Source organism: Xanthobacter sediminis (assembly GCF_043195015.1).
Classification (GTDB): domain Bacteria; phylum Pseudomonadota; class Alphaproteobacteria; order Rhizobiales; family Xanthobacteraceae; genus Xanthobacter.
In genome coordinates this window covers 144,806-162,456 of the sequence record NZ_JBAFWH010000006.1, presented here as the reverse complement: position 1 = coordinate 162,456, position 17,651 = coordinate 144,806, and the positions used below count along the sequence as shown (strand labels likewise).

Genomic DNA, 17,651 nt, shown 5'->3' with positions numbered 1-17,651 from the left:
GGCTCACCAAGCGCCTGTCTTGCGAGGCCATGGCGGCACCCGGCCCACCGGCCGCGCGCACCCATGGAAATGGTTTACTGTTGCTTATGATAGCCTTCGCACCGAAGGCTTTGAACCGGCCCGATTCCGAGAATGAAGATATCGTTAATCCCGGCGGCAACGGGGTGTGCGCGCATCGGCGCTGGCCTCGCCGGGGCGTTGGGGCTATAGGCGGCCATGCCTTCCCTGGAAGGACTTCAATCCATTCGGCGCGGTTACGGCGGAACCATGGTCGCGATCACTTTCATCGAATTCGACGGCACCTCCCACAAGGTGGAGGCGCCCGAGGGCGCCACGGCCATGGAGGCGGCGGTGCGCAACGGCGTGCCCGGCATCGTGGCGGAATGCGGCGGGGCCTGCGCCTGTGCCACCTGCCACGTCTATGTGGACGAAGCATGGCTCGAAAAGGTCGGCGAGCCCTCCGAGATGGAGGAGGGCATGCTGGACTTCGCGACCGACGTGCGCCCCAACTCGCGCCTCTCCTGCCAGATCAAGCTCACCACGGAACTCGAGGGCCTGGTGCTGCGCACGCCCGAGAACCAGGGCTGAGGCGCCCCGGCGGGGCCGGTGCTCATGTTTCCTTTACGCAGGGGCGCCACACTATCGCCCGCGCCGTGGGGGATAGACCATGCCATCCGACGCCGCTTCCGCCGGGAGACTTGCTGCCGTGCCGCCCGCCAACGCTCCGGCGCCGACCATCCTCGTGTTCGATTCCGGTGTCGGCGGGCTGTCCGTGTTCCGCGAGGTGGCCCGCGCGCGGCCCGACGCCCATTTCGTCTACGCCGCCGATGACGCCGGCTTCCCCTATGGCGGCCTGAGCGACCACGCCCTTCTGGCGCGGGTGGACGACGTGCTCAGCCGGCTCATCGCTCTGACATCCCCTGCGTTGGTGGTGATCGCCTGCAACACGGCTTCCACCGTGGTGTTGCCGGCGCTCAGGGCGCGCCATTCCATGCCCTTCGTGGGCACCGTGCCGGCGGTGAAGCCGGCCTGCGCCGCCTCCCTCAGCGGCCGGGTCAGCATTCTCGCCACCCCCGGCACCGTCCGGCGGGACTACACCGCCGGCCTCATCCGCGCGTTCGCGGGCCGCTGCGATGTCACCCTGGTGCCGAGCGTCAACCTCGCGGCCCTCGCGGAAGATGCGCTCGCGGGCCGTGCGGTGGCGGACGAGGCCATCCGCGCCGAGATCGCTCCCTGCTTCGTCGATCTGGGCGGCCGCCGCACCGATACGGTGGTTCTGGCCTGCACCCATTATCCCCTGCTGCGCGCGCGGCTGGAGCGCCTTGCCCCCTGGCCGGTCTCCTGGGTGGACCCGGCGCCAGCCATCGCGCGGCGGGTGACGCACCTTCTCGGCCCCGCGCCGGGGCATGGCGCTCCCCGCGCACCCGTGCGTGTCATCTCAACCGCTCGCCCGCTTGACGGGGCGCACATCGCCGCCCTGACGGGGCATGCGGTGGCGCTGCCGGAAGTGCTCGCCTGGCCGCTGGCCGCGGCGAGCTGAACACAGGAGGATTTCATGGCCGTTCGGGTCGACCGCCGCGCCGTCTCGTTCGGCCTTCTAGGTGCCACGCTGCTGGGCGCCGCTCCCGCCTTCGCGCAGAAGGCCGCCAAGCCCTTTCCCGCCTGGGTGGAACAGTTCCGCGCGCGGGCCCGTGCGCGCGGCATCTCCGATGCCACTTATGACGAGGTGTTCCGCGGCCTGAAGCCGGATACCAGCGTCTACGCCCAGGACCGGGCGCAGCCGGAATTCACGGAACAGACCTGGCAATATCTCAACCGCCGCGTCTCCGACTGGCGGATCGCCACCGGCCAGGAGCGCGCGCGGCAATATGCGGGCCTGTTCGGACGCATTGAGCAGGCGTTCGGCGTCGATCGGCGGGTGATGCTGGGCTACTGGGGCATGGAAAGCGCCTTCGGCGATGTGCTCGAAAATGCCAAGCACATGAAGCCGGTGTTCCCCTCTCTCGCCGCCCTGGCGTGGGGCGATCCGCGCCGCCGCACCTATTGGGAGGCGGAGTTGCTGAACGCGCTGGTCATCGTCCAGCGCGGCTGGGGCACGCCGCAGGAGATGACGGGCTCCTGGGCCGGCGCCATGGGCCACACCCAATGGATGCCCGAGGTGTGGCTCAACATGGGCGTGGACTTCGATGGCGACGGCCGCATCTCGCCCTTCGGCAAGCCGGATGACGCCCTCGCCGGCACCGCCAACTATCTCGTGAAGCGCGGCAAGTACCGGCGTGGCGAGCCCTGGGGCGTGGAGGCGAAGCTGCCGGCAGGCTTCAACACCGCCTTCGCCGACAACAAGACGTGGCGGCCGCTTTCCCAATGGGGTGATCTCGGCGCGACCACCATGGATGGCCGCTCGCTCTCCGCTTACGACGAGGCGGCGCGCCTGTGGCTGCCGGGCGGGCCGGGCGGGCCGGCGCTGCTGCTGTTCCACAATTTCTATGCGGTGCGCTCCTACAACCCATCCTCCAATTATGCGCTCGCGGTGGTGCACCTGGGCGATCGCATCATGGGGGAGGGGCCCTTCGCCACCCCCTGGCCGGGCGGCGAGCGGGCGCTCACCCTCGCCGAGCTGCAGGAGGTGCAGCAGCGCCTGACCGGTGCCGGCTTCGGCACCGGAGGCACCGATGGACGCGTGGGTGCCGACACCATGCGCGCGGTGCGCGCCTTCCAGCAGAAGGCCGGCATCTCCCCCGCCGACGGCTATGCCTCCATCGAGGTGCTCAACGCTCTGCGCCAGGGCCGATAGCGCGCCGGAGCGCGGCGCTCAGCTCGCGATCACGGCCTTGAAGTTGGTATAGAGCTGCTTCGCGGCGGCCTGGAACACCGGCATCTTTTCCCTGGTGGCGGCTTCGAGCACCGCCTGTCCGCCGGGGCCGGTGATGGCCTCCAGCGCGCAGCGGTATTCGGTGATCGCGCCCCACTCGGGCACCGTCGCGTCGGTGAGCTCCACATGATACTGGATGCCGAAGGCGCGCCGGCCCACCTGAATGGACTGAACCGGGCAGTGCGCATTCTCGGCGAGGATGGCGGCGCCCGCCGGCGCTTCCAGCACCGCCGCGCCGTGCCACTGCAGGGTGGGGAAGGTGGGCGCGAGGCCCCGGAACAGCGCCGCTTCTCGCCCCGCGGGCGTGAGCGACACCTCCGTTACCCCCACCTCGGGCTTCGCCATGAGGCCGACCTTGCCGCCCAGCGCATCGGCGAGAAGCTGGTGGCCAAGGCACACGCCGAGATATGGGCGATCCTTGGCGACCCATTCGCGGATGGCGGCCTTCTCCGGCACCAGCCAGGGGTGCTCCGCCTCTTGCCACACGTCCATGGGGCCGCCGAACACCATCAGCGCGTCGTAGCCGTCGAGGGGCGGAATCGACTCGCCTTCGTCCAGCTCCACCGGGTGCCACGCGATGCCGTCGGCCTTCATGAGGTCACGGAAGCTGCCGGGGTGCTCGGCGGCGACGTGCTGGAACACGAGGATCTTCATGGGGGGATGGCTCCGGTGAAAGCTGGCCGCAAGCTAGAGGCTGGCGGTGCGTCCGCAAGGCCAAATGACGGGCAAAGCGGGATGCCTTTTTGATCGGGTAGGCGGCAAACGTTGACTTCCCGCGCGCGAGCCCTTAAGAGGCGCGAACCTTTCGGGCCGCCTTCGGCCCGTTTGGCGTTTCACGCACCCGTGGCGTCTTGCGGCAGCGCGCTGCAAGGGCCTGTCGGCGGAAGACCTTCGTGCCCTCGGGCCGGAGGGCGTCCGCAGAGGAGGGGCGCGATCCCACTTAACACCAGAACATCAAGGATCCGCGTTACATGAGCAAGCGCATTGCGGCCAAGCACAAGATCGACCGCCGTCTTGGCGAGAACATCTGGGGCCGCTCCAAGAGCCCGCTGAACCGTCGCGAGTACGGCCCCGGCCAGCACGGCCAGCGCCGCAAGGGCAAGCTGTCCGACTTCGGCGTTCAGCTGCGCGCCAAGCAGAAGCTGAAGGGCTATTACGGCCCCATCGGCGAGAAGCAGTTCCACAAGACCTACGTGGAAGCCGGCCGCCTGAAGGGCGACACCGGCGCGAACCTGATCGGCCTCCTGGAGCGCCGCCTGGACGCCGTGGTGTATCGCGCCAAGTTCGTGCCCACCATCTTCGCCGCCCGCCAGTTCGTGTCGCATGGCCACATCAAGGTCAACGGCAAGCGCCTGAATGTCCCGTCCTACCTCGTGAAGGTGGGTGACGTGATCGAGGTGAAGGAAGCCTCCCGCCAGCTGGCTCTCGTGCTCGAGGCCCAGCAGCTCGGCGAGCGCGACGTGCCCGATTATCTCGAGGTCGACGCCAGCAAGCCCGCGGTGCGCTTCGCCCGCGTGCCCGAGCTGAACGAGGTGCCCTATCCTGTGCAGATGGAACCGAACCTGGTGGTCGAGTTCTACTCGCGCTGATCTCTTCGGCGAGAACAAGGAAAAGGCCGCCCTTCGGGGCGGCCTTTTTTGTTGAGGCGAAGCCTTGGCGGGAGGGTGCGGGTCAGCCCGCCTTCATCTCCGCGGCCGCCGCGGCCAGGAACTCGTCCATGCTCCGGCGAATCTGGTGGTCGGACACGGCGACGCCCTTGGCATCGAAGTCCGTGCGCAGCTTGCGGAACACATCTTCGTCACCGGCCTCCTCGAGATCGGCGATCACCACTTCCTTAGCGTAAGCCTCCGCTGCCTCTCCGAAGAGGCCGAGCTTTTGAGCGGCCCAAAGGCCAAGCTTCTTGTTGCGACGGGCGAGCGCCTTGAAGCGGGTTTCCTCGTCCAGCGCGAAGCGCTTTTCAAACCCTTCCTCGCGCTTGTCGAACGTGGTCATCGTAGCCCTCTTCGTGACGATTTCGTAACCGGCTTGGAACCGGGATTGATTAGCACGGTGCCCAGAAGCTTCCTTCCGCCCGCGCGCGTGCCTTGAATATAGGGCGCCTCTCCCTAGATCAACGGCAGTCGCCCGCTGCCCCATGTCGCGGTCATATTATCGCAAGTTCCATCGTAACCCATCGCAGAATCAGGAAGAAGCCTTTCCGTCGGAAGGTTGAACGAGACAAAGCGGGGCAGGAGGGAGCAGCATACCGTTGGCCGGCGAAAAGCCTGCGACGTTTGCATGATTGACGCAGTTGCGTTGTGTCCGGGCTCGGGATCGGCTAGTGTCCGCACGGGTTCGGTGTCAACTGTCCGACAGCCAGCCGCGCCCCGCCGAGGAGCGTCACCAGAACGGAGCCTTGGCACACCCATGGATTTCCTCAATCGACGGTATACACCCATGTCGCGCCGCCGCCGTATCTACGAAGGCAAGGCGAAGGTCCTCTATGAAGGTCCGGAGCCCGGCACTCTCATCCAGCACTTCAAGGATGACGCGACCGCCTTCAACGCCAAGAAGCACGATGTCATCGATGGCAAGGGCGTGCTCAACAACCGGATTTCGGAGTATGTCTTCTCCCGGTTGAACGATATTGGCGTGCCGACTCACTTCATTCGCCGCCTGAACATGCGCGAGCAGCTGATCCGCGAGGTGGAGATCATCCCGCTGGAGATCGTGGTGCGCAACGTGGCGGCCGGCTCGCTCTCCACACGGCTCGGGATCGAGGAAGGCACCCAGCTGCCGCGCTCGATCATCGAGTTCTATTACAAGAACGACGCGCTCAACGACCCGATGGTGTCGGAAGAGCACATCACTGCTTTCGGCTGGGCCACCACGCAGGAAATCGACGACATCATCGCGCTTGCGATCCGCGTCAACGATTTCCTGTCCGGCTTGTTCCTCGGCGTGGGCATCCGTCTTGTGGATTTCAAGATGGAATGCGGCCGCCTGTGGGAAAACGACATGATGCGGATCGTCGTCGCCGACGAGATCAGCCCCGATTCGTGCCGGCTGTGGGACATCAAGTCCAACGACAAGCTGGACAAGGATCGTTTCCGCCGCGACATGGGCGGTCTGGTCGAGGCCTACACGGAAGTAGCGCGCCGGCTCGGTATCCTCATGGAGAACGAGAACACCCAGGGCAAGGGCCCGGTGCTGGTCAAGTGAGGCTGGACGGGGCATTGAGCCCGGTCTGCAAATAGTGCTACGCGGGGGCCCTAAGGCCCCCGTTTGCGTTCGGTCGAGGCCGTGCCGGCTGGCCGGCGCGGCGGAAACCGGCGCGCACGGCGCGCGAAACGAGAGAAGGTGTCATGAAGGCACGCGTGATCGTCACATTGAAGTCGGCGGTGCTGGACCCGCAGGGCAAGGCCATCGAGGGCGCGCTGCGCTCGCTCGGCGTCAACGGGGTGCAGAGCGTGCGCCAGGGCAAGGTGTTCGACGTGGAACTCGCGGGCAACGACCGCGACACCGCCGAGACCGCGCTGAAGGAAGCCTGCGACAAGCTGCTGGCGAATACCGTGATCGAAACCTACCGGATCGAGTTCGCCTGAGCTTGGTGTAAGCTGCATGCCGGTGCCGCCGGGAGAACCCATGGCTGAGATCGCAAGCGAGCTGATCCATGATGGTCGACCGGATGGCTTCCGGCGGAACGCCCCTGGTGTCCGTGTGCTGGCCGCAGGCTTCCCGCAGGACGTGAACCACCCCATGGCGCCATCTTCGTGCTCGCGGACGGCCACGGTGCGCCCGCCCTGCGCATCGCACGCCGCCCGGACCGCGCCGTCGCCCATAGAGAGACCATGAAACCTGCCGTCATCCTCTTCCCCGGCTCCAATCGCGAGCGGGATGCCGCGCGTGCCCTGAGGCTCGTCGCCGGCGCCAAGCCGAACATCGTCTGGCACGCGGAGCATGAGCTGCCGGCAGGCACCGATCTCGTGGTGCTGCCCGGCGGCTTCTCTTATGGCGATTACCTGCGCTGTGGCGCCATCGCCGCCCGCGCCAATATCATGAATGCGGTGCGCGCCCACGCCGCCAAGGGCGGCCTGGTGCTGGGCATCTGCAACGGCTTCCAGATCCTGTGCGAGGCCGGGCTGCTGCCGGGCGTGCTGGTGCGCAACGCGCGCCTGCGTTTCGTCTGCCGCGAGGTGCTGCTGCGCGTGGAGCGGGCCGACACCGCCTTCACCAAGGCCTATCGCAAGGCGGATCTCATCCGCATCCCCATCGCCCACGGCGAGGGTAACTACACCGCCGACGAGGCCACCATAACCGAGCTGGAGAAGGAGGGCCGCGTGGCCTTCCGCTACGCCCGCTCGGATGGCCAGATCGACGAGACAGACGGCCCCAACGGCTCCATCAACGGCATCGCCGGCATCTATTCCGAGAAGTTCAACGTGCTCGGCATGATGCCGCATCCGGAAAACTACATCGAGCCGGAAATCGGCCCGACCGACGGGCGCGGCTTGTTCGAAAGCCTCGCCGGCGCCCTCAAAGCGGCGTGACGCCCGCCCCAATTCGGATCGACCCGCTGTGACCCTTCCCAACACGCCCCGCATCTCCCCGGAACTGGTGGCCGAGCATGGCCTGAAGCCGGAGGAGTACGAACACTTCGTGAAGCTCATCGGCCGCGAGCCGAGCGTCACGGAGCTCGGCATCGTTTCCGCAATGTGGAACGAGCACTGTTCCTACAAGTCCTCCAAGGTGTGGCTGCGCACCCTGCCCACGACCGGCCCGCGCGTGATCCAGGGCCCCGGCGAGAACGCCGGCGTGGTGGACATCGGAGACGGTCAGGCGGTCGTCTTCAAGATGGAGAGCCACAACCACCCCTCGTTCATCGAGCCTTACCAGGGCGCGGCGACCGGGGTGGGTGGCATCTTGCGTGACGTCTTCACCATGGGCGCGCGGCCCATCGCGGCGCTCAACCTGCTGCGCTTCGGCGACTGCCACAACGCCAAGACCCGCCGCCTGCTGGCGGGTGTGGTGGCCGGCATCGGCGGCTATGGCAACTCCTTCGGTGTGCCCACGGTGGGCGGCTCGGTGGGCTTCCACAAGCGCTATAGCGGCAACATTCTCGTCAATGCCATGGCGGTCGGCATCGCCAAGACAGACGAGATTTTCTACGCTGCGGCGACCGGCGTGGGCCGCGCCATTGTTTATCTCGGCTCCAAGACGGGGCGCGACGGTATCCACGGCGCCACCATGGCTTCGGCCGAGTTCGGCGCCGATGCGGAGGAGAAGCGCCCCACCGTGCAGGTGGGCGACCCCTTCGCGGAAAAGCTGCTGCTCGAGGCGTGCCTTGAGATCATGCAGGCGGGCTGCGTGGTGGCGATCCAGGACATGGGCGCCGCCGGCCTCACCTGCTCCGCGGTGGAGATGGGCGCCAAGGGCGATCTGGGCGTGGAGCTGAACCTGGACGCCGTGCCCTGTCGCGAACAGGGCATGACCGCCTATGAGATGATGCTCTCGGAGAGCCAGGAGCGCATGCTCATGGTGATCGCCGATGGCAAGGAGGAAGAGGCCGAGGCTATCTTCCGCAAATGGGGCCTCGACTTCGCCGTGGTGGGCCACACCACCGATACCCTGCGCTTCGTGGTGAAGCACAAGGGGGAGGTGGAAGCCGACCTGCCCATCAAGGAGCTGGGCGACGAGGCGCCTGAATACCACCGGCCCTATAACGAGCCGGCTGAGCGTCCCGTGATCGACCCGGCGGAGGTGCGCACCTCCCTTTCGGTTGCGGATGCGCTGGAGCGCCTCATTGCCTCGCCGGACCTGTGCTCCAAGCGCTGGGTGTGGGAGCAATACGACCACCTCATCCTGGGCAACACCGTGCAGAAGCCCGGTGGCGACGCGGCCGTGGTGCGGGTGGATGACGGCCCCAAGGCACTGGCCTTCACCACGGACGTGACGCCCCGTTATTGCGAGGCCGGCCCCTTCGAGGGTGGCAAGCAGGCTGTGGCCGAGGCGTGGCGCAACCTGACCGCAGTGGGCGCGCTGCCCATCGCGGCGACGGACAACCTCAATTTCGGCAATCCCGAGAAGCCTGAGATCATGGGCCAGTTCGTGGCCTGCGTGAAGGGAATCGGCGCCGCCTGCGAGGCGCTGGACTTCCCCATCGTTTCCGGCAACGTGAGCCTATACAACGAGACCAACGGCCAGGCGATCCTGCCCACCCCGTCCATCGGCGGGGTCGGCCTCATCGACGATCTCGCCCAGGCGATGACGCTGGATTTCAAGGCCTCCGGCGAACTGGTCCTGCTCGTCGGCAAGACCAAAGGCTGGCTCGGTGCCTCCGCCTTCCTCGCCACCGTGTGCGAGCGGGAGGAGGGCGCGCCGCCGCCCGTGGACCTCGTGGCGGAGAAGCGGAACGGCGATTTCGTGCGCGCCCTCATCCAGGACGGCATCGCGACCGCGGTGCACGACATTTCCGACGGCGGCCTGCTGGTGGCGTTGGCGGAGATGGCCATGGCCGGTCACATGGGCGCCTCGCTGGAAGCGCCGGCGGAGGGCATGGATGCCTATGCCTGGTGGTTCGGCGAGGATCAGGCGCGCTACGTGGTCACGGTGCCCTCGGGCCACGGCGTGGAGGTCATCCGCCACGCCCAGGCGGCCGGCGTGCCGGTGACGAAGCTCGGCAAGACCGGCGGCGACCGCTTGATCCTGCCCGGCGACCGTTCGATCATCGTCGAATCGCTGAGGGACCGCCACGAGACGTGGCTGCCCATCTACATGGGCGCCTCCTGAAGACGCGCCCTTGCCGGAGGAACGAACCGCATGCCGATGCAGGCCCGCGATATCGAAGCGCTCATCAAGTCAGCCCTTCCCGACGCCTCGGTGATGATCGAGGACCTCGCGGGGGACGGGGACCACTATGCCGCCCGCATCGTCTCCGAGGCGTTTCGCGGCAAAAGCCGGGTGCAGCAGCACCAGATGGTCTATGCGGCGCTCCGGGGCACCATGGGCGGGGAGTTGCACGCCCTGGCGCTGCACACGTCCGTTCCTGAGAAAGGCTGAGCCTGCCCGCTCCTCAGGGCCAAGCGCGCGTTCCAAGCATCATGCCCGGGCCATGCCCGGGCATTTTTGCGTGGCGTGGCAGGAAGCTGGGCGGAACGCGGACCTTGCACTTTGACCGGGGAGGGCCGATCTTCAGGGCAGTGGGCCGGATGTTTCGGCCCGGCAGCTTGGATCTGATCTCATGGGCATTCGCGAAGATATCGACGGCATTGTGAAGTCGTCCGACGTGGTCCTCTTCATGAAGGGCACCCCGCAGTTCCCGCAGTGTGGCTTCTCGGGGCAGGTGGTGCAGATCCTCGATCACGTCGGCGTGCCCTTCAAGGGCGTGAACGTGCTGGAGAATGACTTCGTCCGCCAGGGCATCAAGGAATATGCCAACTGGCCGACCATTCCCCAGCTCTACATCAAGGGCGAGTTCATCGGCGGCTGCGACATCGTGCGCGAGATGTTCCAGTCGGGCGAGTTGATCCCGCTCCTGGAGGAAAAGGGCATCGCCATCCGCGACAAGGCCATCGGCTGACCGCGCGTGAGCGAAGAGGCTGTAGAGGCGCCGCAGCCGGTGCCTTCGCCCGTTCCCGCGCCGGCGGGATGGGCGATGAAGGTGGCGGCAGCGCTCGGTCTTCTGGCCGATGCCGCGCTGGTGGTGTTGCTGCTCGCGCTTTCGGGCGTGGTGTTCGGCGCAGGGCAGGGCGCCGGTGGCGAAGGGGCGGCGATCCTGGGCTGGAGCCTGACGCTCGCCGTGTGCGTCATCGCCCCGCTGCTGGCGTTGCCCATGTGGCGGCGCGGGCGGCGGGACATGGCGATCGCCACCATCTGGCTTCCGGTGATCGCGCTGCTTCTGGGCATCCTGATCGGAATGCTCTGAGGCGGGCGGTGAAGGCCCGGCCGAAGTGCCAGGCTATGACAGACATGAAAAAGGCCCGCCTCGCGGCGGGCCTTTTCTTTTGCGCGGCCAGTTTTCAGGCGTGGCCGAAGACACGCCTGAAAATGGTGTCCACGTTCTTGAAGTGGTAGCCCAGGTCGAACTTCTCGTTGATGTCGTCCTCGGAGAGGTACTTGCGCACATCCGCATCGTTGAGCAGGAAGGTGCGGAAGTCACCCTCGCCGCGCCAGACCTTCATGGCGTTGCGCTGCACGAGGCGATAGCTGTCCTCGCGACTCGCGCCCTTCTGGGTCAGCGCCAGCAGCACCCGCTGGGAGTGGATGAGGCCGCCCAGCTTGTCCATGTTCTTCTGCATGTTGTCCGTGTGGACCACCAGCTTGTCCATCACGCCGGTGAGGCGGGAGAGGGCGAAGTCCAGGGTCACGGTGGCGTCCGGGCCAATCATGCGCTCCACGGAGGAGTGGGAGATGTCGCGCTCGTGCCAGAGCGCCACGTTCTCCAGCGCCGGCGTCACATAGGCGCGCACCATGCGGGCGAGGCCGGTGAGGTTCTCGGTGAGCACCGGGTTGCGCTTGTGGGGCATGGCCGAGGAGCCCTTCTGGGCCTCAGAGAAATACTCCTCGGCCTCCAGCACCTCGGTGCGCTGGAGATGGCGCACCTCGGTGGCGAGCCGCTCCACGGACGAGGCAACCACGCCCAGGGTGGCGAAGAACATGGCGTGGCGGTCACGCGGGATCACCTGGGTGGAGACGGGCTCCACGGTGAGGCCGAGCTTTTCCGCCACATGCTCCTCCACGCGGGGGTCGATGTGGGCGAAGGTGCCCACCGCACCGGAAATGGCGCAGGTGGAGATCTCGGCGCGGGCGGCGACGAGACGCGCGCGGGCCCGCTGGAACTCGGCGGCCGCGATGGCGAGCTTGACGCCGAAGGTGGTAGGCTCGGCGTGGATGCCGTGGGAGCGGCCCACGGTGGGCGTGAGCTTGAACTCGAACGCCCGGCGCTCCAGCACCTTCAGCAGCGCGTCGATATCGGCGATGAGCAGGTCGGCGGCGCGGGTGAGCTGCACCGCGAGGCAGGTGTCCAGCACGTCGGAGGAGGTCATGCCCTGGTGCACGAAGCGCGCCTCGGGCCCGATGAACTCGGCGAGGTGGGTCAGGAAGGCGATGACATCGTGCTTCACCTCCCGCTCGATCTCGTCGATGCGGTCGATGTTGAACTCGGCCTTGCCGCCCAGCTCCCAGATCTTCGCGGCCGCCTCCTTGGGCACGATGCCCAGCTCGGCGAGGGCGTCGGCGGCGTGGGCCTCGATCTCGAACCAGATGCGGAAGCGGGCTTCGGGCGACCAGATGTCGGCCATCTGGGGCCGGCTATAACGGGGGATCATCGCAGCACTCGTGAAATCTCAGGCGAGGGCTGGCTCTAGCAGATCGCGGCCGGAAAGAGTAGCACCCGTGGCGCGTGGGGGCTCACCGCCCCTTGCGCCGCTGGCGGACGTCGGAATCGAGCATCAGCCCTCGCGAGACCGCGCCGCGCCCGAACTTGGCGGCGAGCGCGTCCATGGCCGTCTCTGCTGCCTTCAGCCGCTCGGCGGAAGGGTCCACGAGGTCGGCCGGGTCGGCGGCGCTGCCCGGCTCCAGCTCGGAGACGCCGACCCCGATGAGGCGAAAGCGCGTGCCATCGGCTTCCCTCAGCAGCAGTTCGTGGGCGCTGGCATAGATGCGGCCGGCGAGGCGGGTGGGGCTCTCCAGGGTGCGCGAGCGGGTGCGCAGGCGGAAATCCGCCGTCTTCAGCTTCAGCGTCACGGTGCGGCCGGAAAGGTCGGAGCGCTTCAGGCGGGCGCTTACCTCCTCCGCGAGGCCGTAGAGCGTCTGTTCCAGGGGGCGCAGTGCGCCGATGTCGGTGTCGAAGGTGGTCTCGGCCGAGATGCTCTTCGCCTCACGGTGGGGTTCCACCGCGCGGGTGTCGATGCCCTGGGCGAGGCGGGACAGGCGCAGCCCTTCCGCGCCATAGCGGCGGGCGAGGTCGGAGGACTCCGCCCGCTGCAGGTCGGCGATGGTGTGGAAGCCGTCTCGCGCCAGCCGGCTGCCGAAGGCGGCGCCCACGCCCCAGATGAAGGTGACAGGCCGGGGCGCCAGGAAGGCTGCCGCCTCCTCCGCGCCGAGCACGGAGAAACCGCGCGGCTTGTCGAGGTCGGAGGCGGTCTTGGCCAGGAACTTGTTGGGCGCGAGGCCGACCGAGACGCTGATGCCCACCTTTTCCTCCACCTCCCGCGCGAAGCGGGCGAGGGTGCGCGACGGGGTGAGGCCGTGCAGCGCCTGCGTGCCCGAAAGGTCGAGGAAGGCCTCGTCGATGGAGAGCGGCTCCACCAGGGGGGTGAGCGCCTGCATCATGGCGCGCACCTGCCGGCCGGCGACGCGGTATTTCTCCATGTTCGGCGGCAGCACCACGGCATCCGGGCACAGGGCCTTGGCCTTGAACATGGGCATGGCCGAGCGCACGCCGGAAATACGCGCGATGTAGCAGGCGGTGGAAACGACCCCCCGCTTGCCGCCGCCGATGATGAGCGGAACATCCGCCAGCGCAGGATTGTCGCGCTTCTCCACGGCCGCGAAAAAGGCGTCGCAGTCCACATGGGCGATGGAGAGGGTGTCGATCTCCGGATGGCGCGCCAGGCGCGGGCTGCCGCATGCATCGCAGCGGGGGCCGGCGCCGGCGTCGGCGAGGCAGTCGCGGCAGAAGCCTGGGGGGAGGGCGGGCATGGCCCGATTCTGCCGTGCGTCGCGCGTGGGTGCAACGGGGGCGGGGCCCCGTTGCGCGACGACTCACAGGGGCTGGGGGGCGTCCTGGCCGGGGTCCTCCAGGGGGGAAAGGATGGCGTAGGCGCTCACCACATGCCTGGGGTCGAGTTGCTGGGCTGCCGCGAAGGCGACCAGCAGCGGCTCGTCGGACATGACATAGGCGAGCACGCCGGCGCCGAAGTCCTTGCGGCCGGCGGCCTCGCGCAGGTTGGCGGGGGAGAGGCCGGTCTCGGCCAGGAATCGCACCAGGCGCTCGCCGTCAGCGGCGATGAAGGAGAGCGCGGCCACCGCCACCTCCTGCGCCGCGGCGCGCTGGGCCTGCAGGCCCTTGGGTTTCTCTCGAATTGGCATTTGCGCTTCCGCAACGAATGGGCTCTAGCTGTTCGCCATTCCAGCACGTTCGCGGCGTGGTGCGAAGTGAGAAGCGGGGATGGCGCCCAATGACGACCCTCCAGTCGAAGACGGTGATGATCGTGGAGGATAACGAGCTCAACATGAAGCTCTTCCACGACCTTTTGGAGGCGCACGGCTACCGCACGGTGGAAACCCGCACCGGGGTGGAGGCGGTGGATCTCGCCCGCGCGCACCGGCCCGACCTCATCATCATGGACATCCAGCTTCCCGAGATCTCCGGGCTGGACGTCACGCGCAAGCTGAAGGCGGACCCTGAGCTGAGCGCCATTCCCGTGGTGGCGGTGACCGCTTTCGCCATGAAGGGCGACGAGGAGCGAATCCGCTCCGGGGGCTGCGAGGCCTACCTCTCAAAGCCCATCTCGGTGGCGAAGTTCCTGGAGACGGTGCGCCACTTCACCGGGAATTGAACCCGGCGCGGGCCACGGAAGGGCGAATCGAGCCCTTTTCCTCAGCTCGGAGCTGCGCTAGAATTTTCGTGGATAGATGTGTGATCCTACCGCCGCAGGGGCGTGATTTATGCGAACCTGCGAAAATGGTTTCGGGGCGACTCGCCAAAGGGCGGTCGCTACCTTGAGGACAACCCTGCGGAGTGCTCAGGTCCGCCGCATCTCCTGGGTCCGTGGGGTTTGGCCGGTGGGTGAGCGCTGACGGGAGGCCTCCCCGCGTGTTCCCCACCGGCCACCTTGCCTCCAAGCCCTCCTGAACCTTCCCATCTTTGTAATCTGCACGCGCGGGCGCCGTTCGGCCGCTTCGACGCGCCTTGGCCGGGGCTGCGCGGAAGCCGCGTGAGCGCGCTGGCCGCTGCCGACCAGAGATGCCTGCGGCCAAAAGAAAAGGGCGCCGCAGGGGCGCCCCGTTCTTCAAGGAAACGCTGGCGGAGCGAAGCCCCGCGCGCCTCACTTGATCTTGGTCTCGCGGAACTCGACGTGCTTGCGCACGACCGGGTCGTACTTCTTGAGCACGATCTTGTCGGTCTTGGTACGGGAGTTCTTCTTGGTGACGTAGAACGAGCCCGTATCCGCAGTGGACAGGAGCTTGATCTTGATGGTTGCAGCCTTGGCCATATCTTGATCCCTGGTGCCGCTGGTGGCGCGCAATTCCTGGCGCGCAAGCCGAATGCCGGCAAAAAGAAACACGCACGCGCTGCCGGACCGGCGGCTCGTATACGCCGAAATGCCCTTAACAGCCCTTCATTGTCAAGGCCCGGGGGCCTTCAGCGCCTCGTTTCCGAAGGCGAGGCGCGCCGCCACCAGCAGGGCGTAAGCGCCCAGCATGGCGGCGATGACATAGGCGAAGCCGTAGGGGTCGTAGAGGTCCATGCCCTGCCCGGCCAGAGGCGGGCCGGCGATGAGGCCGATGGAATAGAACATCACGAAGGCGGCGTTGGCGGAGGCGAGATTCGCCCCGTGGAAGCGGGCCCCCAGGTGCGCCAGGCCGACCGTGTAGAGCGAGCCCACCACGCCGGTCGCGAGGAATACCGCGACGAGGAAGGCCACCGAATGCACATCGAGCGCCGGCAGGATCGCGGCGCCGATGGTGCCGGCCAGGGCGCAGGCGAACAGCAGGATGCGCCGGTCGATGCGGTCGGAGACCAGGCCGAGCGGAATCTGGAACGCCACGTTGCCCATCACCGCCACTGTGAGCAGAAGCGCCGCATCGGTATTGCCGAGGCCGAGGCGCACGCCATAGAGCGGCAGGAAGCTCATCACCGAGGTTTCCATGGCGCCGAACACCAGGGCGGCCAGGAGGGCGGTGGGCGACTTGCGCAGGAAGGAGAGCACGCCGTGGTGCTCGCTCTCGTGGATGCGCGGGGTCATGCCGCGCGCCATCACGATGGGGATGATGCCGAGGCACAGCACCATGGCACCGGCGAGGTAAGGCTCCCAGCCCGTGGTTCCCGTCACGCTCAGGATGACCGGGCCCAGCGCCGCCCCCACCGAGAGGCCGGTGGCGTAGATGCCCATCACGAGGCCGCGGCGGTGCTGTGGCGCGACCGCATTGATCCAGAATTCGCTGACCGCGAACAGCACGCACAGTGCCGCGCCGAGCGCGAATCGCAGCGGAAACCACAGGATGAACGAATCCACCGCCTTGAAGGCGATGAGGCTCGCCGCGCTCAGCACAATGGCGAGAATCAGCAGCGCGCGCACCCCGAGCCGCCGCACGAGCTGCGGCACGAAAGGCGCGGTCGCAACGGTGGCGATGCCCGCCACCGCCGTGTTGATGCCGATGAGGGTGCCCGACACGCCCCGCGATTCCAGCTCCAGCGCCAAAAGGGGGATGGAGAGGCTGATGCCCACCCCCACCACGGCAATGGCAGCGATGGCAGCGGCAATCGAGGCCGCCCAGCTCGTCTGGGTGGGCGGCGGGTTCGGGGCGTGCATGAAGGAAAACGTCCGGTCAGTCGAGCAGCGTGCGCACGAAGCGGCCGTGCCGCATGGCATAGGAGGGAACGGGGAGCCGGGCGTGGAAGCCGGCCTCGATGCGGGCGGCCAGTTCGTCCAGCACCACGCGGGTGACGGTGGGCAGCTCCAGTGCCTTCGTGTCCTCGAAGGTGAGCCACTTGAGGTCGACCAGCTCCGAATTCTCGCCGACCTTGCCGGGCTCCTCGTCGCACACCGCGGACGCATCGGCAACGAAGAAGCGCGTGTCGAAGCGCCTCGGGCGGCGGGGAGGGGTGATGGCGCGGGCGACGAAGGTGAGCGCCTCCAGGCTCGGGAATACGCCCCGCGCCTCAAAGGCGCGCCAGTCATCGCAGGGGGCCTGCGGGGCGCCGAGGTCCTTCGTGCCCACCAGGAGGCCCGTCTCCTCGTACATCTCGCGGATGGCCGCGGCTGCGAGGCCGCGCACACGGTCCAGGGTGGGCCGCTGCACGGCCTGCATGAGGCGGCGCTCGCTGTCCGAATCCACGATGCCGTAGACCGGCATCACCTTGTCGAATTTCTCCAGCCGGCCGCCGGGGAAGACGTACATGTTGGGCAGGAACTTGAGGTTCGGATGCCGCCGGCCCATGAGCACGCGCGGGGCCTTGCCGGCGCGGTCCACGAGAATGAGCGTCGCGGCGTCCTTGGGACGCACGTTGGGCGAGTTCTGCCCGCGCTCGGCCTCGGTCAGTCGTGTGGCGAAGTCATTCATGATGCGGCGGGGGTCATGGCTGGCGGGATGGAAGGGTGAAGAGCGCCTGCCGGAGGCGGCTCGCGCTCGGCGCTCGACGGGTCGAAGCCGTGCATGCGCAGGGCCCATTGCAGGCTCACCAGCGCGCCCTTGGCGATCGGCAGCAGCACGAGGCTCAGCGCCAGGGTGAGCGGCAGCCAAAGGGCGAGGTGTCCCCAGACCGGCGGCTGGTACAGCTCCTCCACGATCACCAGCAGCGGCACCACGATATGCCCCACCGCCAGGATCACCACATAGGGCGGGGCATCATCCGCCCGGTGGTGGTGGAGTTCCTCGCCGCACGTGGCGCAGAAGGGCGCCACCTTCAGGTAGCGCGCGAACAGGCGACCCTCGCCGCAGGCGGGGCACAGGCCGCGGGCGCCGCGCAGGAGGGACGGGCCCACCGCGCGGGGGGCGGCTTCGGCCGAAGGGCCTGCCGGGCCTCCGGATGCGGGCGGCAAGGCCCGCGTGGTGACGATCATTGGCATGGACG

Annotated in this window: 21 protein-coding genes; 12 read left to right on the top strand and 9 right to left on the bottom strand. The window is 67.7% G+C overall.

Annotation, left to right across the window (positions count from 1 at the left end; translation table 11 throughout):
• The first annotated feature begins 267 nt into the window (after positions 1-267).
• From V5F61_RS10260 to V5F61_RS10250, 3 genes are all read left to right on the top strand, one after another.
• A complete protein-coding gene (locus V5F61_RS10260) occupies positions 268-588 on the top strand; it encodes a 2Fe-2S iron-sulfur cluster-binding protein (RefSeq protein WP_393988329.1) in 321 nt (106 codons plus the stop codon).
• Positions 589-667: 79 nt separating this feature from the next.
• On the top strand, positions 668-1,540 hold the full coding sequence (murI, locus tag V5F61_RS10255; protein ID WP_393988328.1) for a glutamate racemase: 873 nt from the start codon (positions 668-670) through the stop codon (positions 1,538-1,540).
• A 15-nt stretch (positions 1,541-1,555) separates the two neighbouring features.
• Positions 1,556-2,794: a lytic murein transglycosylase gene (locus V5F61_RS10250; protein WP_393988327.1), complete on the top strand. Its 1,239-nt coding sequence runs from the start codon at positions 1,556-1,558 to the stop codon at positions 2,792-2,794.
• Positions 2,795-2,812: 18 nt separating this feature from the next.
• On the opposite strand, the gene V5F61_RS10245 is transcribed toward V5F61_RS10250, so the two are convergent.
• Complete coding sequence (locus V5F61_RS10245) at positions 2,813-3,526, bottom strand: type 1 glutamine amidotransferase (RefSeq protein ID WP_393988326.1); 714 nt, start codon at positions 3,524-3,526, stop codon at positions 2,813-2,815.
• Between the two features lie 317 nt (positions 3,527-3,843).
• Here V5F61_RS10245 and rpsD point away from each other — a divergent pair, with 317 nt between their 5' ends.
• On the top strand, positions 3,844-4,461 hold the full coding sequence (gene rpsD / locus V5F61_RS10240; RefSeq protein ID WP_393988325.1) for a 30S ribosomal protein S4: 618 nt from the start codon (positions 3,844-3,846) through the stop codon (positions 4,459-4,461).
• A gap of 82 nt (positions 4,462-4,543) precedes the next feature.
• Here the strand turns inward: rpsD and V5F61_RS10235 are convergent, their stop codons facing one another.
• A complete protein-coding gene (locus tag V5F61_RS10235; protein ID WP_393988324.1) occupies positions 4,544-4,864 on the bottom strand; it encodes a DUF1476 domain-containing protein in 321 nt (106 codons plus the stop codon).
• A gap of 414 nt (positions 4,865-5,278) precedes the next feature.
• On the opposite strand from V5F61_RS10235, the gene purC reads away from it, so the two are divergent.
• The 7 genes from purC (at position 5,279) to V5F61_RS10200 (ending at position 10,775) form a co-directional block, all read left to right on the top strand.
• A complete protein-coding gene (gene purC, locus V5F61_RS10230; RefSeq protein WP_234050378.1) occupies positions 5,279-6,073 on the top strand; it encodes a phosphoribosylaminoimidazolesuccinocarboxamide synthase in 795 nt (264 codons plus the stop codon).
• A 143-nt stretch (positions 6,074-6,216) separates the two neighbouring features.
• A complete protein-coding gene (gene purS / locus V5F61_RS10225) occupies positions 6,217-6,456 on the top strand; it encodes a phosphoribosylformylglycinamidine synthase subunit PurS (protein ID WP_393988323.1) in 240 nt (79 codons plus the stop codon).
• Positions 6,457-6,702: 246 nt separating this feature from the next.
• A complete protein-coding gene (gene purQ, locus V5F61_RS10220; protein WP_393988322.1) occupies positions 6,703-7,401 on the top strand; it encodes a phosphoribosylformylglycinamidine synthase subunit PurQ in 699 nt (232 codons plus the stop codon).
• Positions 7,402-7,429: 28 nt separating this feature from the next.
• Entirely contained in the window at positions 7,430-9,640 is a 2,211-nt protein-coding gene (purL, locus tag V5F61_RS10215) for a phosphoribosylformylglycinamidine synthase subunit PurL (RefSeq protein ID WP_393988321.1), read from the top strand.
• 30 nt (positions 9,641-9,670) lie between these two features.
• Positions 9,671-9,910 carry a BolA family protein gene (locus V5F61_RS10210; protein WP_393988320.1) on the top strand — a complete coding sequence of 80 codons (240 nt, stop codon included), beginning with the start codon at positions 9,671-9,673 and terminating at the stop codon, positions 9,908-9,910.
• A gap of 181 nt (positions 9,911-10,091) precedes the next feature.
• Positions 10,092-10,430: a Grx4 family monothiol glutaredoxin gene (grxD, locus tag V5F61_RS10205; protein WP_393988319.1), complete on the top strand. Its 339-nt coding sequence runs from the start codon at positions 10,092-10,094 to the stop codon at positions 10,428-10,430.
• Between the two features lie 6 nt (positions 10,431-10,436).
• On the top strand, positions 10,437-10,775 hold the full coding sequence (locus V5F61_RS10200) for a hypothetical protein (RefSeq protein WP_393988318.1): 339 nt from the start codon (positions 10,437-10,439) through the stop codon (positions 10,773-10,775).
• A gap of 94 nt (positions 10,776-10,869) precedes the next feature.
• On the opposite strand, the gene purB is transcribed toward V5F61_RS10200, so the two are convergent.
• From purB to V5F61_RS10185, 3 genes are all read right to left on the bottom strand, one after another.
• Entirely contained in the window at positions 10,870-12,177 is a 1,308-nt protein-coding gene (purB, locus tag V5F61_RS10195; protein WP_393988317.1) for an adenylosuccinate lyase, read from the bottom strand.
• A gap of 82 nt (positions 12,178-12,259) precedes the next feature.
• Complete coding sequence (locus V5F61_RS10190) at positions 12,260-13,552, bottom strand: DNA polymerase IV (RefSeq protein WP_393988316.1); 1,293 nt, start codon at positions 13,550-13,552, stop codon at positions 12,260-12,262.
• Between the two features lie 63 nt (positions 13,553-13,615).
• Positions 13,616-13,942, bottom strand: coding sequence for a DUF3572 domain-containing protein (locus tag V5F61_RS10185; RefSeq protein WP_393988315.1), 327 nt, complete (start codon positions 13,940-13,942; stop codon positions 13,616-13,618).
• 89 nt (positions 13,943-14,031) lie between these two features.
• On the opposite strand from V5F61_RS10185, the gene V5F61_RS10180 reads away from it, so the two are divergent.
• Positions 14,032-14,412 (top strand): response regulator, encoded by a 381-nt coding sequence (locus V5F61_RS10180; RefSeq protein ID WP_393988314.1) that lies wholly within the window; start codon positions 14,032-14,034, stop codon positions 14,410-14,412.
• A 489-nt stretch (positions 14,413-14,901) separates the two neighbouring features.
• Here V5F61_RS10180 and rpmG read toward each other — a convergent pair whose 3' ends face one another.
• The 4 genes from rpmG to V5F61_RS10160 all read right to left on the bottom strand — a co-directional run bounded on the left by rpmG (position 14,902) and on the right by V5F61_RS10160 (position 17,646).
• Entirely contained in the window at positions 14,902-15,069 is a 168-nt protein-coding gene (gene rpmG / locus V5F61_RS10175; RefSeq protein ID WP_393988313.1) for a 50S ribosomal protein L33, read from the bottom strand.
• A gap of 132 nt (positions 15,070-15,201) precedes the next feature.
• Entirely contained in the window at positions 15,202-16,389 is a 1,188-nt protein-coding gene (locus tag V5F61_RS10170; protein WP_393988312.1) for an MFS transporter, read from the bottom strand.
• Positions 16,390-16,405: 16 nt separating this feature from the next.
• Complete coding sequence (locus tag V5F61_RS10165) at positions 16,406-17,140, bottom strand: NUDIX hydrolase (protein WP_393988311.1); 735 nt, start codon at positions 17,138-17,140, stop codon at positions 16,406-16,408.
• Entirely contained in the window at positions 17,137-17,646 is a 510-nt protein-coding gene (locus V5F61_RS10160; protein ID WP_393988310.1) for a DUF983 domain-containing protein, read from the bottom strand. The genes V5F61_RS10165 and V5F61_RS10160 overlap by 4 nt, the downstream gene beginning before the upstream one ends.
• Positions 17,647-17,651: the final 5 nt, after the last annotated feature.

Coding starts and splice junctions, on each gene's coding strand:
- V5F61_RS10180 (WP_393988314.1), top strand. CDS start 14,032: ATGACGACCCTCCAGTCGAAGACGGTGATGATCGTGGAGGATAACGAG.
- V5F61_RS10210 (WP_393988320.1), top strand. CDS start 9,671: ATGCCGATGCAGGCCCGCGATATCGAAGCGCTCATCAAGTCAGCCCTT.
- purS (WP_393988323.1), top strand. CDS start 6,217: ATGAAGGCACGCGTGATCGTCACATTGAAGTCGGCGGTGCTGGACCCG.
- rpsD (WP_393988325.1), top strand. CDS start 3,844: ATGAGCAAGCGCATTGCGGCCAAGCACAAGATCGACCGCCGTCTTGGC.
- grxD (WP_393988319.1), top strand. CDS start 10,092: ATGGGCATTCGCGAAGATATCGACGGCATTGTGAAGTCGTCCGACGTG.
- murI (WP_393988328.1), top strand. CDS start 668: ATGCCATCCGACGCCGCTTCCGCCGGGAGACTTGCTGCCGTGCCGCCC.
- V5F61_RS10250 (WP_393988327.1), top strand. CDS start 1,556: ATGGCCGTTCGGGTCGACCGCCGCGCCGTCTCGTTCGGCCTTCTAGGT.
- V5F61_RS10165 (WP_393988311.1), bottom strand. CDS start 17,140: ATGAATGACTTCGCCACACGACTGACCGAGGCCGAGCGCGGGCAGAAC.
- V5F61_RS10260 (WP_393988329.1), top strand. CDS start 268: ATGGTCGCGATCACTTTCATCGAATTCGACGGCACCTCCCACAAGGTG.
- V5F61_RS10170 (WP_393988312.1), bottom strand. CDS start 16,389: ATGCACGCCCCGAACCCGCCGCCCACCCAGACGAGCTGGGCGGCCTCG.
- purQ (WP_393988322.1), top strand. CDS start 6,703: ATGAAACCTGCCGTCATCCTCTTCCCCGGCTCCAATCGCGAGCGGGAT.
- V5F61_RS10160 (WP_393988310.1), bottom strand. CDS start 17,646: ATGCCAATGATCGTCACCACGCGGGCCTTGCCGCCCGCATCCGGAGGC.
- V5F61_RS10245 (WP_393988326.1), bottom strand. CDS start 3,526: ATGAAGATCCTCGTGTTCCAGCACGTCGCCGCCGAGCACCCCGGCAGC.
- V5F61_RS10190 (WP_393988316.1), bottom strand. CDS start 13,552: ATGCCCGCCCTCCCCCCAGGCTTCTGCCGCGACTGCCTCGCCGACGCC.
- purB (WP_393988317.1), bottom strand. CDS start 12,177: ATGATCCCCCGTTATAGCCGGCCCCAGATGGCCGACATCTGGTCGCCC.
- V5F61_RS10185 (WP_393988315.1), bottom strand. CDS start 13,942: ATGCCAATTCGAGAGAAACCCAAGGGCCTGCAGGCCCAGCGCGCCGCG.
- rpmG (WP_393988313.1), bottom strand. CDS start 15,069: ATGGCCAAGGCTGCAACCATCAAGATCAAGCTCCTGTCCACTGCGGAT.
- V5F61_RS10235 (WP_393988324.1), bottom strand. CDS start 4,864: ATGACCACGTTCGACAAGCGCGAGGAAGGGTTTGAAAAGCGCTTCGCG.
- purC (WP_234050378.1), top strand. CDS start 5,279: ATGGATTTCCTCAATCGACGGTATACACCCATGTCGCGCCGCCGCCGT.